Annotated in this window: 10 protein-coding genes; 7 read left to right on the forward strand and 3 right to left on the reverse strand. The window is 69.1% G+C overall.

The genetic code is table 11. The features are described from left to right. Positions 1-303: 303 nt before the first annotated feature. Positions 304-4,236, forward strand: coding sequence for a trifunctional transcriptional regulator/proline dehydrogenase/L-glutamate gamma-semialdehyde dehydrogenase (gene putA / locus ACV22W_RS15020; protein ID WP_448020154.1), 3,933 nt, complete (start codon positions 304-306; stop codon positions 4,234-4,236). A gap of 84 nt (positions 4,237-4,320) precedes the next feature. Next, on the forward strand, positions 4,321-5,460 hold the full coding sequence (locus ACV22W_RS15025) for a branched-chain amino acid ABC transporter substrate-binding protein (protein WP_059531190.1): 1,140 nt from the start codon (positions 4,321-4,323) through the stop codon (positions 5,458-5,460). A 119-nt stretch (positions 5,461-5,579) separates the two neighbouring features. On the opposite strand, the gene ACV22W_RS15030 is transcribed toward ACV22W_RS15025, so the two are convergent. Further along, positions 5,580-7,232: an acyl-CoA dehydrogenase family protein gene (locus ACV22W_RS15030; protein WP_448020156.1), complete on the reverse strand. Its 1,653-nt coding sequence runs from the start codon at positions 7,230-7,232 to the stop codon at positions 5,580-5,582. Between the two features lie 73 nt (positions 7,233-7,305). Between ACV22W_RS15030 and ACV22W_RS15035 the strand changes: the two genes are divergently transcribed. The 4 genes from ACV22W_RS15035 to ACV22W_RS15050 all read left to right on the forward strand — a co-directional run bounded on the left by ACV22W_RS15035 (position 7,306) and on the right by ACV22W_RS15050 (position 11,750). After that, positions 7,306-7,974, forward strand: coding sequence for a TetR/AcrR family transcriptional regulator (locus tag ACV22W_RS15035; protein ID WP_448020158.1), 669 nt, complete (start codon positions 7,306-7,308; stop codon positions 7,972-7,974). A gap of 274 nt (positions 7,975-8,248) precedes the next feature. Further along, positions 8,249-9,403 (forward strand): methionine aminotransferase, encoded by a 1,155-nt coding sequence (locus ACV22W_RS15040; RefSeq protein ID WP_448020160.1) that lies wholly within the window; start codon positions 8,249-8,251, stop codon positions 9,401-9,403. 114 nt (positions 9,404-9,517) lie between these two features. Beyond that, entirely contained in the window at positions 9,518-10,306 is a 789-nt protein-coding gene (locus ACV22W_RS15045) for an ABC transporter substrate-binding protein (RefSeq protein WP_059814666.1), read from the forward strand. A gap of 13 nt (positions 10,307-10,319) precedes the next feature. Further along, on the forward strand, positions 10,320-11,750 hold the full coding sequence (locus ACV22W_RS15050) for an FAD-binding oxidoreductase (RefSeq protein WP_448020162.1): 1,431 nt from the start codon (positions 10,320-10,322) through the stop codon (positions 11,748-11,750). A 24-nt stretch (positions 11,751-11,774) separates the two neighbouring features. Here the strand turns inward: ACV22W_RS15050 and ACV22W_RS15055 are convergent, their stop codons facing one another. Together ACV22W_RS15055 and cadR are read right to left on the reverse strand one after the other, a co-directional pair. Next, positions 11,775-12,347 carry a PadR family transcriptional regulator gene (locus tag ACV22W_RS15055; protein ID WP_448020164.1) on the reverse strand — a complete coding sequence of 191 codons (573 nt, stop codon included), beginning with the start codon at positions 12,345-12,347 and terminating at the stop codon, positions 11,775-11,777. Between the two features lie 68 nt (positions 12,348-12,415). Continuing rightward, positions 12,416-12,847, reverse strand: coding sequence for a Cd(II)/Pb(II)-responsive transcriptional regulator (gene cadR / locus ACV22W_RS15060; protein WP_448020166.1), 432 nt, complete (start codon positions 12,845-12,847; stop codon positions 12,416-12,418). 81 nt (positions 12,848-12,928) lie between these two features. Between cadR and ACV22W_RS15065 the strand changes: the two genes are divergently transcribed. Beyond that, the gene (locus tag ACV22W_RS15065) at positions 12,929-15,499 is read left to right on the forward strand and encodes a heavy metal translocating P-type ATPase (RefSeq protein ID WP_448020168.1); all 2,571 of its coding nucleotides are present in this window, start codon (positions 12,929-12,931) and stop codon (positions 15,497-15,499) included.

A 15,499-nucleotide genomic window follows, 5' to 3' on the forward strand; every position in this document is an offset into this window, starting at 1 on the left:
TGCTGACCAGTCCCCCACCCGCCTGCATTACCCGCCGCCACGCACAGTGCAACCCGCTTTTCCCCTTGGTGGTGCACGCCGCGGGTTGCCCACGTGAGCCAACTCGCCCCGATCAGGGAAAACACCGATCCGCCGACCACGGGCAACCCCTAGGTTGCAACGCTATAAGTGGCTGATTATATTGAGTAACTTGAGGGTGCAACCAATCCATCAATTCGGTTGCACCTTTTTATTGCGTGCCGTAGGATTTCGCGCATCCTCTCACACCACATTGCCGGGCTCGCACCGGCGCACGAACCCACCATGGCAAGCACGACTCTCGGCGTCAAAGTCGACGACCTTCTCCGCTCGCGCCTGAAAGACGCGGCAGCGCGTCTCGAGCGCACTCCCCACTGGCTGATCAAGCAGGCGATCTTCGCGTATCTCGAGCGGATCGAGCACGGTCAGCTGCCGCCTGAACTGTCGGGCAGCAGCGGCGTGACGGAGCTCGCCGACGGTCAGGCGACGGACGGCGACGACGACAACTCGCCGCATCCGTTCCTCGAGTTCGCCCAGAACGTGCAGCCGCAATCGGTGCTGCGCGCGGCGATCACGGCCGCGTATCGCCGCCCCGAGCCGGAATGCGTGCCGTTCCTGCTGGGCCAGGCGCGCCTGCCGGCGAACCTGCAGGCCGACGTGCAGACGCTCGCGACGCAGCTCGTCGAGGCGCTGCGCGAGAAGAGCTCGGGCGGCGGCGTCGAGGGGCTGATCCACGAGTTCTCGCTGTCGAGCCAGGAAGGCGTCGCGCTGATGTGTCTGGCCGAAGCGCTGCTGCGCATTCCCGATCGTGCGACCCGCGATGCGCTGATCCGCGACAAGATCAGCAAGGGCGACTGGCGCTCGCACGTCGGCCACGCGCCGTCGCTGTTCGTGAACGCGGCGACCTGGGGCCTGATGATCACCGGCAAGCTCGTGACGACCAACAGCGAAGCGGGCCTGTCGTCGGCGCTCACGCGCCTGATCGGGCGCGGCGGCGAGCCGCTGATCCGCAAGGGCGTCGACATGGCGATGCGCCTGATGGGCGAGCAGTTCGTCACCGGCGAGACGATTTCCGAAGCGCTCGCGAACAGCCGCAAGTACGAAGCGCGCGGCTTCCGCTACTCGTACGACATGCTCGGCGAAGCGGCGACGACCGAAGAGGACGCGCAGCGCTACTACGCGTCGTACGAGCAGGCGATTCACGCGATCGGCAAGGCGGCCGGCGGCCGCGGCATCTACGAAGGCCCGGGCATCTCGATCAAGCTGTCGGCGCTTCACGCGCGCTACTCGCGCTCGCAGCAGGACCGCACGATGAGCGAGCTGCTGCCGCGCGTGCGCGCGCTCGCGCTGCTTGCGCGCCGCTACGACATCGGCCTGAACATCGACGCGGAAGAAGCGGACCGTCTCGAGCTGTCGCTCGACCTGCTGGAAGCGCTGTGCTTCGACCCGGAACTCGCGGGCTGGAACGGCATCGGCTTCGTCGTGCAGGGCTACCAGAAGCGCTGCCCGTTCGTGATCGACTACCTGATCGACCTCGCGCGCCGCAGCCGTCACCGCCTGATGATCCGTCTGGTGAAGGGCGCGTACTGGGACACGGAAATCAAGCGTGCGCAAGTCGACGGCCTCGAAGGCTATCCGGTCTATACGCGCAAGATCTACACGGACGTGTCGTATCTCGCGTGCGCGAAGAAGCTGCTCGCGGCGCCCGACGCCGTCTATCCGCAGTTCGCGACGCACAACGCGTACACGCTGGCCGCGATCTATCACCTGGCCGGCCAGAACTACTACCCGGGCCAGTACGAATTCCAGTGCCTGCACGGGATGGGCGAGCCGCTGTACGAGGAAGTCACGGGCCGCGACAAGCTGAACCGCCCGTGCCGCGTGTACGCGCCGGTCGGCACGCATGAAACGCTGCTCGCGTACCTCGTGCGCCGCCTGCTGGAGAACGGCGCGAACACGTCGTTCGTGAACCGCATCGCGGACAAGACCGTGTCGGTGAAGGAACTGGTCGCCGATCCGGTCGACGAGGCGTCGAAGGTCGTGCCGCTCGGCGCGCCGCACGCGAAGATCCCGCTGCCGCGCAACCTGTACGGCGACGAGCGTCCCAACTCGATGGGCCTCGACCTGTCGAACGAGCATCGTCTCGCGTCGCTGTCGTCCGCGCTGCTCGCGAGCGCGCACCATCCGTGGCGCGCGGCGCCGATGCTCGCCGACGACGCGCTCGTCGACGCCCCGGCGCGCGACGTGCGCAACCCGGCCGATCAGCGCGACCTGGTCGGCACCGTCAGCGAAGCGACGGCCGAACATGTGAGCGCGGCGCTCGCGCATGCCGTGGCTGCCGCGCCGATCTGGCAGGCGACGCCGGTCGATGCGCGCGCCGACTGCCTGGTGCGCGCGGCCGACCTGCTCGAAGCGCAGATGCACACGCTGATGGGCCTGATCGTGCGCGAAGCCGGCAAGTCGCTGCCGAACGCGATCGCCGAAATCCGCGAAGCCGTCGACTTCCTGCGCTACTACGCGGCGCAGATCCGAGACGAATTCTCGAACGACACGCACCGTCCGCTCGGCCCCGTGGTCTGTATCAGCCCGTGGAACTTCCCGCTGGCGATCTTCATGGGCCAGGTGGCGGCCGCCCTCGCGGCCGGCAACACGGTGCTCGCGAAGCCGGCCGAACAGACGCCGCTGATCGCCGCCCAGGCCGTGCGCCTGCTGCGCGAGGCCGGCGTGCCGGCCGGCGCGGTGCAGCTGCTGCCGGGCACCGGCGAGACCGTCGGCGCGGCGCTGGTCGCCGATCCGCGCACGCGCGCGGTGATGTTCACCGGCTCGACCGAAGTCGCGCGCCTGATCAACAAGACGCTGTCCGCGCGCCTCGACCCGGACGGCAAGCCGATTCCGCTGATCGCGGAAACGGGCGGCCAGAACGCGATGATCGTCGACTCGTCGGCGCTCGCGGAGCAGGTCGTCGCGGATGTGATGCAGTCGTCGTTCGATTCGGCCGGTCAACGGTGTTCGGCGCTGCGCGTTCTGTGTCTGCAGGACGACGTCGCGGACCGCACGTTGACGATGCTCAAGGGCGCGATGCACGAGCTGGCGCTCGGCAACCCGGACCGGCTGTCGACCGACGTCGGCCCGGTGATCGACGCCGAAGCGAAGCAGACGATCGACACGCACGTCGCGGCGATGAGGGAGAAGGGCCACGCGGTCACGCAGCTGTCGTCGCCGGAAGCCTGCGCGCACGGCACGTTCGTGCCGCCGACGCTGATCGAGATCGGCAGCATCGACGAGTTGAAGCGTGAAGTGTTCGGCCCCGTGCTGCACGTCGTGCGCTATCGCCGCAGCCAGCTCGACAAGCTGCTCGAGCAGATCCGCGCGACGGGTTACGGCCTGACGCTCGGCATCCACACGCGGATCGACGAGACCATCGCGCACGTGATCTCGAACGCGCACGTCGGCAACATCTACGTGAACCGCAACGTGATCGGCGCGGTGGTCGGCGTGCAGCCGTTCGGCGGCGAAGGGCTGTCGGGCACGGGTCCGAAGGCCGGCGGCGCGCTGTACCTGCAGCGCCTGCTCGCGACGCGTCCGTCGGGCCTGCCGCGTTCGCTCGCGCAGACGCTGATCGCGGACGGTGCGGTTGACGGCGAACAGCGCAGCAACCCGGCGGCGGCGCTCACCGCGCTGCGCGACTGGCTGATCGAGCAGCGCGAGCCGGCGCTGGCCGCACGCTGCGACGGCTATCTGGCGCAGGTGCCGGCCGGTGCGACCGCGGTGCTGACCGGGCCGACGGGCGAGCGAAACACGTATACACTCGGCCCGCGCGGCACGGTGCTGTGTGTCGCGGCCACGCCGGGCGGCGCGCGCGCGCAGTTCGCGGCGGTGCTGGCGACGGGCAACCGCGCGCTGTTCGCCGGCGCAGCGGGCGAGGCGCTGGTCGCCGCGCTGCCGGCTGCGCTGAAGGCGCATGCGGCCGTGCGCAAGCAGGCCGACGCGCCGTTCGACGCGGTGCTGTTCGAAGGCGACAGCGACGAACTGCAGACGCTCGTGAAGGACGTCGCGCAGCGGCCGGGCCCGATCGTGTCGGTGCAGGGCGTGTCGGCGGGCGCGTTCGAGAACGGCGACGCCGAAGACTACGCGCTCGAGCGCCTGCTGACCGAGCGTTCGGTGAGCGTGAACACGGCCGCGGCGGGCGGCAATGCGAATTTGATGACGATCGGCTGATCATCCTTGCCGTTCGGATCAAACAAAGGAAGCGGCAAGGCGATCCCGAAGCCGCTCCATTTACCCTGGTACCAAGGAGATGCTATGCAACACACGATGAAAAAGCTGGCAGGCGCGACGTTCGTCGCCGTCATGTCGCTTGCGGGGACGGCCCATGCGGACGACGTGAAGATCGGTTACGCAGGGCCGATGACGGGCGCCCAGGCTCACTACGGCAAGGATATGCAGAACGGGATCGCGCTCGCGCTGGAAGATTTCAACGCGACGAACCCGAAGATCGGCGGCAAGGCAGTGAAGTTCGTGCTCGAGACGCAGGACGACCAGGCTGACCCGCGCACCGGCACGACGGTCGCGCAGAAGCTCGTCGACGACGGCATCAAGGGCATGCTCGGCCACTTCAACTCGGGCACGACGATTCCGGCCTCGCGCATCTACGCGAACGCCGGCATTCCGGAAATCGCAATGGCGACGGCGCCGGAATACACGCAGCAGGGTTACAAGACGACCTTCCGCATGATGACGTCCGACACGCAGCAGGGCTCGGTGGCGGGCACCTTCGCAGCGAAGGATCTCGGCATGAAGAAGATCGCGATCGTCGACGACCGCACGGCCTACGGCCAGGGTCTCGCCGACCAGTTCGAGAAGGCCGCGAAGGCCGGCGGCGCGACGATCGTCGACCGTGAATTCACGAACGACAAGGCCGTCGACTTCAAGGCGATCCTGACCAAGCTGAAGGCGGCGAAGCCGGACCTCGTCTACTACGGCGGCGCGGATTCACAGGCAGCGCCGATGGTCAAGCAGATGAAGACGCTCGGCATCACCGCACCGCTGATGAGCGGCGAAATGGTGAAGACGCCGACGTTCCTGAAGATCGCGGGCAACGCGGCCGACGGCACGATCGCATCGCTGGCAGGCCTGCCGCTCGAGGAAATGCCGGGCGGCAAGACCTACGCCGACAAGTACAAGAAGCGCTTCGGCGAAGACGTGCAGACGTACTCGCCGTACGCGTACGATGGCGCGATGGCGATGCTCAACGCGATGAAGAAGGCTGATTCGACCGATCCGGCGAAGTACCTGCCGGTGCTCGCGAAGACCGACATGGCCGGCGTCACGTCGTCGCACGTCGCGTACGACGCGAAGGGCGACCTGAAGAACGGCGGCATCACGATGTACAAGGTCGAGAAGGGCGAGTGGAAGCCGCTGAAGAGCATCGGCGGCAAGTAAGCATGGCGTGAGTCGCGGGCGGCATCGAAGGGCGCCGCGCGAGACATCATGTGAAGAAGCCACCGGGCCGTCGGGTCCGGTGGCTTTTTCTTTGGCGTCGGCGGCGGGTTCGGCGCCCGTCAGGCCGGGTACGCGCGCTGCAGCAGCGCGGCGACGTCGAGCGCGTGCGGATCGAAGCCGCCCGCGATGCGGCCCCAGTCGGGCGCGGCAAGCCGCGTCGCGATGAACGCGTCGGCGACGGCCGCGGGCGCGTCGCGCCGCAGCAGGCAGGCCTGCGCGACGAGCGCGAGCCGCTGCGCGAACACGCGGGCCGATGCCTCGAGCGTATCGGCCGGTGCCGCGAGCATCGCGCGCAGCGCATCGAGCGCCGCGCGGATGCGCGGTTCGCCCGCGCCGAGGTCGGTCAGTTCGGCGAAGAGCGCCGCGGCCGCGTCGGGCTCGCGCGACACCGCGCGCAGCACGTCCAGGCACATCACGTTGCCGGAGCCTTCCCAGATCGAGTTGACCGGCGCTTCGCGGAACAGCCGCGCGATCGGGCCGTCGTCGACGTAGCCGTTGCCGCCGAACACTTCCATCACCTCGCCGGTCAGCTCGACCGCGCGCTTGCAGACCCAGAATTTCGCGGCGGGCGTGACGATCCGCTTCCACGCGCGTTCGCGCGGCGAGTCGTCGCGCTCGAATGCGTCGGCGAGACGCATCGCGAGCGCGAGCGCGGCCTCGCTTTCGAGCGCGAGATCGGCGAGCACGGTGCGCATCAGCGGCTGCTCGGCGAGCGCGCGGCCGAACGCATGGCGCTGGCGCGTGTACGCGATCGCCTGCACGACGCCCTGGCGCAGCATCGCCGCGCTGCCGAGCACGCAGTTCAGCCGCGTGTGCGTGGCCATCTCGATGATGGTCGGAATGCCGCGGCCTTCGTCGCCGAGCATGATGCCCCACGCGTCGTTCAACTCGATCTCGCTGCTCGAGTTGCTGCGGTTGCCGACCTTGTTCTTCAACCGCTGGATCTCGACCGCGTTCTTCGTTCCGTCGGGCCGCCAGCGCGGCACGTAGAAGCACGACGGGCTGCCCGCTTCGGTGCGCGCGACGACCAGATGCGCGTCGCACATCGGCGCGGAGAAAAACCACTTGTGGCCGCGCAGCCGGTATTCGCCGCCGCGTCCGCCCGTGCCGATGGCGCTCGCCAGCGTGGTGTTCGCGCGCACGTCGGAGCCGCCCTGTTTCTCGGTCATGCCCATGCCGAACCAGATCGAGCGCTTGTCGGCGAGCGGCACGTCGCGCGGATCGTAGTCGTCGCTGTACAGCTTGTCGCGCAGCAGATCCCACAGCGCGGGTTCCTTCTGCAGCACCGGAATCGCGGCCTGCGTCATCGTCGCCGGGCACAGCGTGCCGGCCTCGATCTGGCCGTGCAGGTAGAAGCCGGCCGCCGTCGCGGCCCAGCGGCCCGGGCGCGTATCGCGGAACGCGAGCGACACGAAGCCTTCGTTGCGGTACATGCCGAGCAGCGTGTGCCACGCGGGATGGAAGTCGACGCGGTCGATGCGCCGGCCGCGGCGGTCGAATGCGTTCAGTTCCGGCGTGTGGCGGTTCGCTTCGTCGGCGAGCTGCGCGGTGTCGGCGCTGCCGAGCCGCGCGCCGTACGCGTCGAGCCTCGGCACGGCCCAGCCGGCGCCCGCGCGGGCAAGAGCCTCGCGCAGCGCGACGTCGGTGGCGAAGAGGTTATAGTCGACCAGTTCGTCGAACTGGTTCGTGACGGCATGGGTCGATTCGGTCATAGGGCTGTCTCCGGTCTCGTGCTTCGCGGTCTGCCGGTCAAACGCGTTTCCGCTGAATTTCAGAGTAGCAAATATGCCGCCGCGACATGTTCAGGTTCCGGCGCCGCCCGGCCAGCCGGCGGCGCCACCCGCGCCCGCGTTGCGCCGCCGGCCGCGCCAGTCGCGCGCGCAGGCCACCTCCGACGCGCTCCAGCAGGCCTTCGTTCAGCTTTTGCTCGAGCGCGGTTACGCGAAGGCGACGATCCGCGAAATCGCGGCCGTCGCGGGCGTGAGCGTCGGCACCTTCTACGAATACTTCGGCGACAAGCAGAGCCTCGCCGCGCTGTGCATCCACCGACGCGTGCTGGCGCTGGCCGACCGGCTGCGCGAAGCGGCGCACGGGCTGCGCGGCGTGCCGCGCGCCGCGCTCGCCGCCGCGCTCGTCGATTTGCAGGTCGATGCGATCGCCGCCGACGCTGCGTCGTGGAGCGCGTTCTTCGCGCTGGAGCGGCAGGTGTCGCCGCTCGCCGCATACCGCCGCCATTACGACGCGTATGTCGCGCTGTGGCGCGACGCGCTTGCGCAGTGCAGCGATCCACCGCCGGCCGCGCGGCTCGACGGGATCGCGCGGATGGCGCATGCCGTCTGCTACGGCGGCGTGTCGCAGGCGCTGCTCACGCTCGGGCCGGCGCTCGACTTCGCCGCGTTGCGCGGCGAGTTGCAGGCCGTGCTGGGCGCCTATCTGGCGGCCGCGGGCGCGTGATGCGGGGCGTGGCCGCGCGTCCGGGCGGCCGAGCGGCCGGCGCAAGCCCGTCGCGAGCGTGAACAGGCCCAAGGGGAAAAATGCCAGATGCGCATGCATTGCCGGCCGCACGGCCTGGGCATTGAGCCTTGCGCATGGCGAGGCATGAGAAAAATGCATGGCCGCCATGACGAACTTTCGATTGTCCACCCTTATTGGCTCGGGCTAAATCATGCGTCACGAGCCGGGCCGCGCGTCGCGCGGGCCGGCGCGAAGGACAACTGAAGGAGGAGTCATGCGAAGCGCCACCACGCCCCGCTCGAAACTGCCGGACGTCGGGACGACGATCTTCACGGTGATCGGCCAGCTCGCCGCGCAGCACGATGCGCTGAACCTATCGCAGGGCGCGCCGAATTTCGCGCCCGATCCGGCGCTCGTCGAGGGCGTCGCGCGCGCGATGCGCGACGGCCACAACCAGTACGCGCCGATGGCCGGCGTCGCGTCGCTGCGCGAGCGCCTCGCGGAGAAAACGGAGGCGCTGTACGGCACGCGCTACGACCCGGGCACCGAGATCACGGTGATCGCGAGCGCGAGCGAAGGGCTCTACGCGGCGATCAGCGCGCTCGTGCATCCGGGCGACGAGGTGATCTATTTCGAGCCGTCGTTCGACAGCTATGCGCCGATCGTGCGATTGCAGGGCGCAACGCCGGTTGCGATCAAGCTGTCGCCCGAGCATTTCCGCGTGAACTGGGACGAAGTGGCCGCGGCGATCACGCCGCGCACGCGAATGATCATCGTCAACACGCCGCACAACCCGACCGCGACGGTGTTCTCCGCCGACGATCTCGAACGGCTCGCGCAGCTCACGCGCAATACCGACATCGTGGTCCTGTCGGACGAGGTCTACGAGCACGTGGTGTTCGACGGCGCGCAGCATCAGAGCGTCGCGCGTCACCGTGAGCTCGTCGAGCGCAGCGTGATCGTGTCGTCGTTCGGCAAGACGTTCCACGTGACGGGCTGGCGGGTCGGCCATTGCGTCGCGCCGGCCGAACTGATGGACGAGATCCGCAAGGTGCACCAGTTCATGGTGTTCTCGGCCGATACGCCGATGCAGGTCGCGTTCGCGGAAATCCTCGCGCGGCCGGAAAGCTATCTCGGCCTGTCGGCCTTCTACCAGGCCAAGCGCGACCTGCTCGCGCGCGAGCTGGCCGGTTCGCGTTTCGAGCTGCTGCCGAGCGAAGGCTCGTTCTTCATGCTCGCGCGGTTCCGGCACTTCTCGGACGAACGCGACAGCGACTTCGTGTTGCGCCTGATCCGCGATGCGCGCGTCGCGACGATCCCGCTGTCGGCGTTCTACACCGACGGCACCGACGCGGGCGTGATCCGGCTCAGTTTCTCGAAGGACGACGCGACGCTGATCGAAGGCGCGCGGCGGTTGCGTTCGCTGTAATCGCGGGCGCGGCCCGCACCCCAAGCAGGCGACGTGTACGTCGCACGGAAAGTCACCGCCGGAACCGGAGCACGTGCGACCGCACGGCGCCGGCCGACAAGCCAGGAGATCACGATGAAGCATGCACACACCCTCAAGCTCGCGTTCGCACTTGCGTGCGCGCTCGGTTCCGGCGCGGCGCTCGCCGACGGGCAGACGCTGCGTTTCGGCCTCGAGGCGCAATACCCGCCGTTCGAGTCGAAGGCGCCGAACGGCGATCTGCAGGGCTTCGACATCGACGTCGGCAACGCCGTCTGCCAGACCGCGAAGCTGTCGTGCAAGTGGGTCGAGACGTCGTTCGACGGGCTGATTCCCGCGTTGAAGGGCCGCAAGTTCGACGCGATCAACTCGGCGATGAACGCGACCGAACAGCGGCGCCAGGCGATCGACTTCACGACGATCATCTACCGGGTGCCGACGCAGCTGATCGCGCGCACCGGCAGCGGCCTGCTGCCGACGCCGGAATCGCTGAAGGGCAAGCGCGTCGGCGTGCTGCAGGCGTCGATCCAGGAAACCTACGCGAAGGCGCACTGGGAGCCGGCCGGTGTGTCGATCGTCGCGTATCAGGATCAGAACCAGGTGTATGCGGATCTCGTGGCGGGCCGTCTCGACGCAACGCTGGTGCTCGCGCCGGCCGGCCAGCGCGGCTTCCTGTCGCGCCCGGACGGCAAGGGTTTCGCGTTCGTCGGCCAGCCGGTGCGCGACGACCGGATTCTCGGCAGCGGGATCGCGTTCGGCCTGCGCAAGGGCGACGACGCGCTGAAGGCGAAACTCGATTCCGCGATCGACAAGCTGAAGGCGGACGGCACGGTGAAGTCACTCGGCCAGAAGTACTTCGGCGATATCGACATCTCCACCAAGTAAGCGGACACGCACGATGCAGAGCCTGGATACGGGCGGAGAGCCTGGCGGCGACGGCGCGGCGGCGCCGGCGGACGACGCGCTCGAGGCAGCGCTCGTCGCCGCACTGGGCGACACGCTGGTCACGCGGGCGGCCGAGATCGATCCGCGCTACTTCACCGCGTACAACGAGCCGGCCGGTGTGCGGCCGCGCGCGCTGGTGCGGCCGCGCAGCGTCGACGACGTGTCGCGCACGCTCGCGCTGTGCACGCGGCTCGGGCAGCCGGTCGTGCCGCAGGGCGGCCTCACCGGGCTCGCGCGCGGCGCGGTCGCGCTGGGCGGCGAGATCGTGCTGTCGATGGAGCGTTTCGCGGGCGTCGAGGCAATCGACGCGGCGGCGGGCACGATGACGGTGCGCGCCGGGACACCGTTGCAGGCGGTGCAGGAGGCCGCGCACGCGGCGGGTTTCACCTTCGGCGTCGATCTCGGCGCACGCGGTTCGTGCCAGATCGGCGGCATGCTCGCGACCAACGCGGGCGGCACGCGCGCGATCCGCTACGGCATGATGCGCGAGCAGGTGCTCGGGCTCGAGGCCGTGCTCGCCGACGGCACCGTCGTGTCGTCGATGAACCGGATGCTGAAGAACAACGCGGGCTACGACCTGAAGCAGCTGTTCATCGGCAGCGAAGGCACGCTCGGCGTCGTTACGCGCGCCGTGCTGCGGCTGCATCCGAAGCTCGCCGCGCCGGCCACCGCGCTCTGCCGCGTGCATGGCTACGATGCCGTCGTCGGGTTGTGGAACCGCCTGCGCGCACTGCCCGAGATCGTCAGTTTCGAAGCGATGTGGCCGGCCTTCTACGACTACGTCGCGGGCCACACGCCCGGCGTCGTCGCGCCGTTCGCGGGCGACGGCGGCTTCGCGGTGCTGATCGAGTGCGCGACGAGCGCACCGGGCGGCGATGCGTGCCAGGCGCTGGAAACCGGCCTGGCGGATGCGATCGAGGCGGGGCTGGTCGACGATGCCGCGCTCGCGACGTCCGAGCGGCAGGCGCGCGACCTGTGGACGTTGCGCGAGGGCCTTGCGATCGATGCGCTGCCGCATCTGGTGAACTTCGACGTGAGCCTGCCGACGGGCGAGCTCGGCCGGTTCGCCGAGCGCTGCGAGGCGGCGTTGCGTGCGGTGTGGCCCGACATCGTGTGCCTGTTCTTCGGCCACGTCGGCGACGGCAACGTGCATATCGGCGTATCGCTCGCCGGCATGCGCGACGCGGACGCCGACGCGATCGATCGCTGCGTCTACGCGGTCGTTCGGGACATGGGCGGCTCGGTGTCGGCGGAACACGGCATCGGCATGCTCAAGCGTGCCTATCTCGCGCACACGCGCAGCGAAGCGGAAATCGGCTTGATGCGGCGCCTGAAGGCCGCGCTCGATCCCGCGGGCGTGCTCAATCCCGGCAAGGTGCTTTGATCGGCGCGAGCCGAGGCGGGCACGTCAGCCGTCGACCCAGCGCAGCGCGCCGATCTTCAGGTGTTCGACGACGCTGCGCGCCCAGTCGAGCTCCGCGTTGAGCAGCACGAGCGCATGCTCGTTCTGCAACAGAAACAGGCGCGGCACCTGGTCGTTCTGCGCGGCGTTGCGCAGCGACTCGAGACGTTCGCGTTCGGTGTCGAGCGCGGCGATGCGGCGCTCGAGTTGCTGGCGCGCATCGTCGGCATCGAGCAGCGGCAGGAATGCGAGACCGGCGCCGAACGCCGGAAACTCGCGCGCGGGCTCCGCGAGCAGCGCATGCAGCCACGCCTGCCCGGCCGTATGCCCGGCTTCGGTCAGCGTGTACAGCGTGCGTTCGGGAAACGCGCCGTCGCGCTCGGTATCGTGCACGACGATCAGCCCGTCGCGCAGCAGCCGGTCGATCGTCTGGTAAAGGCTCGTGCGCTGCCGCACGTTGACGACTTCGTCATAGCCGCGCGCCTTCAACTGCTGGAGCATTCCGTATGGATGCATCGGCGTTTCGGTGAGTGTCGCGAGGACCGCGAGCGCGAGCGGAGACGGGCGGCTTGTTGCCATGAATAGTTCTATTATGTCTAGTGAGAATATAACTAGTATCGACTAGACCATCTTGTTTCACAAGGGTTTCAGCCGAGGTGTGAGCGCTTCGCAACCGGCGGGACGGTTTCCATCGTCGTGAGGCCGTGAACGATTCCGCAGTCCTCGACCGAATGTGCGCCGACACACTGGCGGCGCAATTCGGTCAGCTGATCGCGCAGATGCGTCAGTTCGGCGAGGCGCGCGTCGACGTGGCCGATGTGCTCGTCGAGCAGCGCGTTGACCGAATCGCACGGGTCGGCCGGCGTGTCGGTGAGCTGGAGCAGCGCGCGGATTTCGTCGTGCGCCATGTCGAGCGCGCGGCAGTTGCGGATGAAGCGCAGCCGCTCGACGTGCACATCGGTGTAGTTGCGGTAGTTCGAATCGGTGCGCTCGGCGTCCGGCATCAGACCCTCCTTCTCGTAGAAGCGGATCGTTTCGGGCGTGCAGCGGGCCGCCTTGGCCAGTTCGCCGATCTTCATGGCTCTCTCCGTTGTAAGGGTTGACCTTGTAGTGGCTTCAGGGTGTTAACTCTACACCGTCAAGCCATAGAGGAGGTTGTCATGACCGACGCCCAGCGTACCCCCGACCCACGACACCGCCATGCCGGCGGCGCCGATGCGTGCTGCGCCGACGCGCGCGACACGCAGGCGGCGACCGTTGCCGATGCGGCGCCGGCGGCCGGCGAGCACGCGCATGGCGACGCGGCGGCGCACCGCGTGCAGCCGCATGCATGCGGCCACGATCATGAGCACGATCACGCATCCGCGCACGGCACGGCGCACGATCACGGCGGCCATGCGCACGGCGACGGGCATGATCACGGAGCGGGGGGCTCGCACGATCACGACGCGCATGACCATGCCGGTCACGACCACGACCACGACCACGACCACGACCACGACCACGACCACGACCACGCGGCCGGCGCCTGCTGCGCGCCGGCCGCGCTGACGCTCGCGCCGCTGCCGGTCGCGCGGGCGACCGCGTCGGGTCACGTCCGCTCCGCGTTCCGGATCATGCAGATGGACTGCCCGACCGAGGAAACGCTGATTCGCAAGAAGCTCGGCGGAATGCAGCAGGTCTCGGCGCTCGAATTCAACCTGATGCAGCGGATGCTGACCGTCGAACACGTGCCCGGTGCGCAGCCGGCGATCGAAAGCGCGATCCGCACGCTCGGGATGACGCCGGAGGCCGCGTCGGCCGACGCACCGGCAGCCCCCGTCGCGCCGCCGCCCGCGAAGCCGTGGTGGCCGCTCGCGCTGGCCGGCGTCGCCGCGATCGCGTCCGAGGCCGCGAGCTGGGCCGGCCTGCCGGTGTGGCTGTCGGCGGTGCTGGCGCTCGCGGCGGTGCTCGCGTGCGGGCTGACCACTTACAAGAAAGGCTGGATCGCGATCCGCAACGGCAACCTGAACATCAACGCGCTGATGAGCATCGCGGTGACGGGCGCGATGGCGATCGGCCAGTGGCCTGAAGCGGCGATGGTGATGGTGCTGTTCACGATCGCCGAGCTGATCGAGGCGAAGTCGCTCGATCGCGCGCGCAACGCGATCCAGGGCCTGATGCAGCTCGCGCCGGACACCGCGACCGTGCAGGACGCCGGCGGCACGTGGCGCACGATCGAGGCCGCGCAGGTCGCGCTCGGCGCGATCGTGCGCGTGAAGCCGGGCGAGCGGATCGGGCTGGACGGCGAAGTGGTCGCGGGCCGCTCGACGGTGAACCAGGCGCCGATCACTGGTGAGAGCCTGCCGGTCGACAAGACGTCCGGCGACGCGGTGTACGCGGGCACGATCAACGAAGCGGGTTCGTTCGACTATCGCGTGACGGCGGTGGCCGCCAACTCGACGCTCGCGCGGATCATCCACGCGGTCGAGGAAGCGCAGGGCGCGAAGGCGCCGACGCAGCGCTTCGTCGACCAGTTCGCGCGCGTCTATACGCCGATCGTGTTCGCGGTCGCGCTGCTGGTCGCGGTGGCGCCGCCGCTCGTCATGGGCGGCGCGTGGCACGACTGGATCTACCGCGCGCTGGTGCTGCTCGTGATCGCGTGCCCGTGCGCGCTGGTGATCTCGACGCCGGTGACGATCGTGTCGGGGCTCGCGGCCGCGGCACGGCGCGGGATTCTCGTGAAGGGCGGCGTATATCTGGAAGAAGGCCGCAAGCTCGCGTGGCTCGCGCTCGACAAGACCGGCACGATCACGCACGGCAAGCCGGTGCAGACCGATTTCGACCTGCATGCGACGGACGTCGACGCGGCGCGCGTGCGTCACCTCGGCGCGAGCCTCGCGGCGCGCTCCGATCACCCCGTGTCGCAGGCGATCGCCGCCGCGGCCCGCGACGCGCAGACGGCAGCGTTCGCCGATGTAGAGGAGTTCGAAGCGCTCGTCGGGCGCGGCGTGCGCGGCACGATCGACGGCTCGCGCTACTGGCTCGGCAACCACCGCCTCGTCGAGGAGCTCGAACGCTGCTCGCCGGCGCTGGAGGCGAAGCTCGACGCGCTCGAGCGGCAGGGCAAGAGCGTCGTGATGCTGGTCGACGACACGCGCGTGCTCGGCATCTTCGCGGTGGCCGACACGATCAAGGACACCAGCCGCGCGGCGATCGCCGACCTGCACGCGCTCGGCATCCGCACCGCGATGCTGACCGGCGACAACCCGCACACCGCGCAGGCGATTGCGCGGCAGGCCGGCATCGACGATGCGCGCGGCAACCAGTTGCCCGAGGACAAGCTCGCGGCGGTCGAGGAACTGTCGGCGGGCGGTGCGGGCGCGGTCGGGATGGTCGGCGACGGCATCAACGACGCACCGGCGCTCGCGCGCGCCGACATCGGCTTCGCGATGGGCGCGATGGGCACCGACACGGCGATCGAGACGGCCGACGTCGCGCTGATGGACGACGACCTGCGCAAGATCCCCGCGTTCGTGCGACTGTCGCGCGCGACGCATCGCGTGCTGGTGCAGAACATCGGCTTCGCGCTCGGCGTGAAGGTCGTGTTCCTCGGCCTCACGGTCGCGGGGCTCGGCACGATGTGGATGGCCGTGTTCGCCGATGCGGGCGCGAGCCTGATCGTCGTCGGCAACGGGCTGCGGCTGCTGTCGAAGACAGGCGTGTTCGACGGCGCGACGGCGAAGCGATGA

It is taken from the genome of Burkholderia sp. AW49-1 (assembly GCF_053427845.1).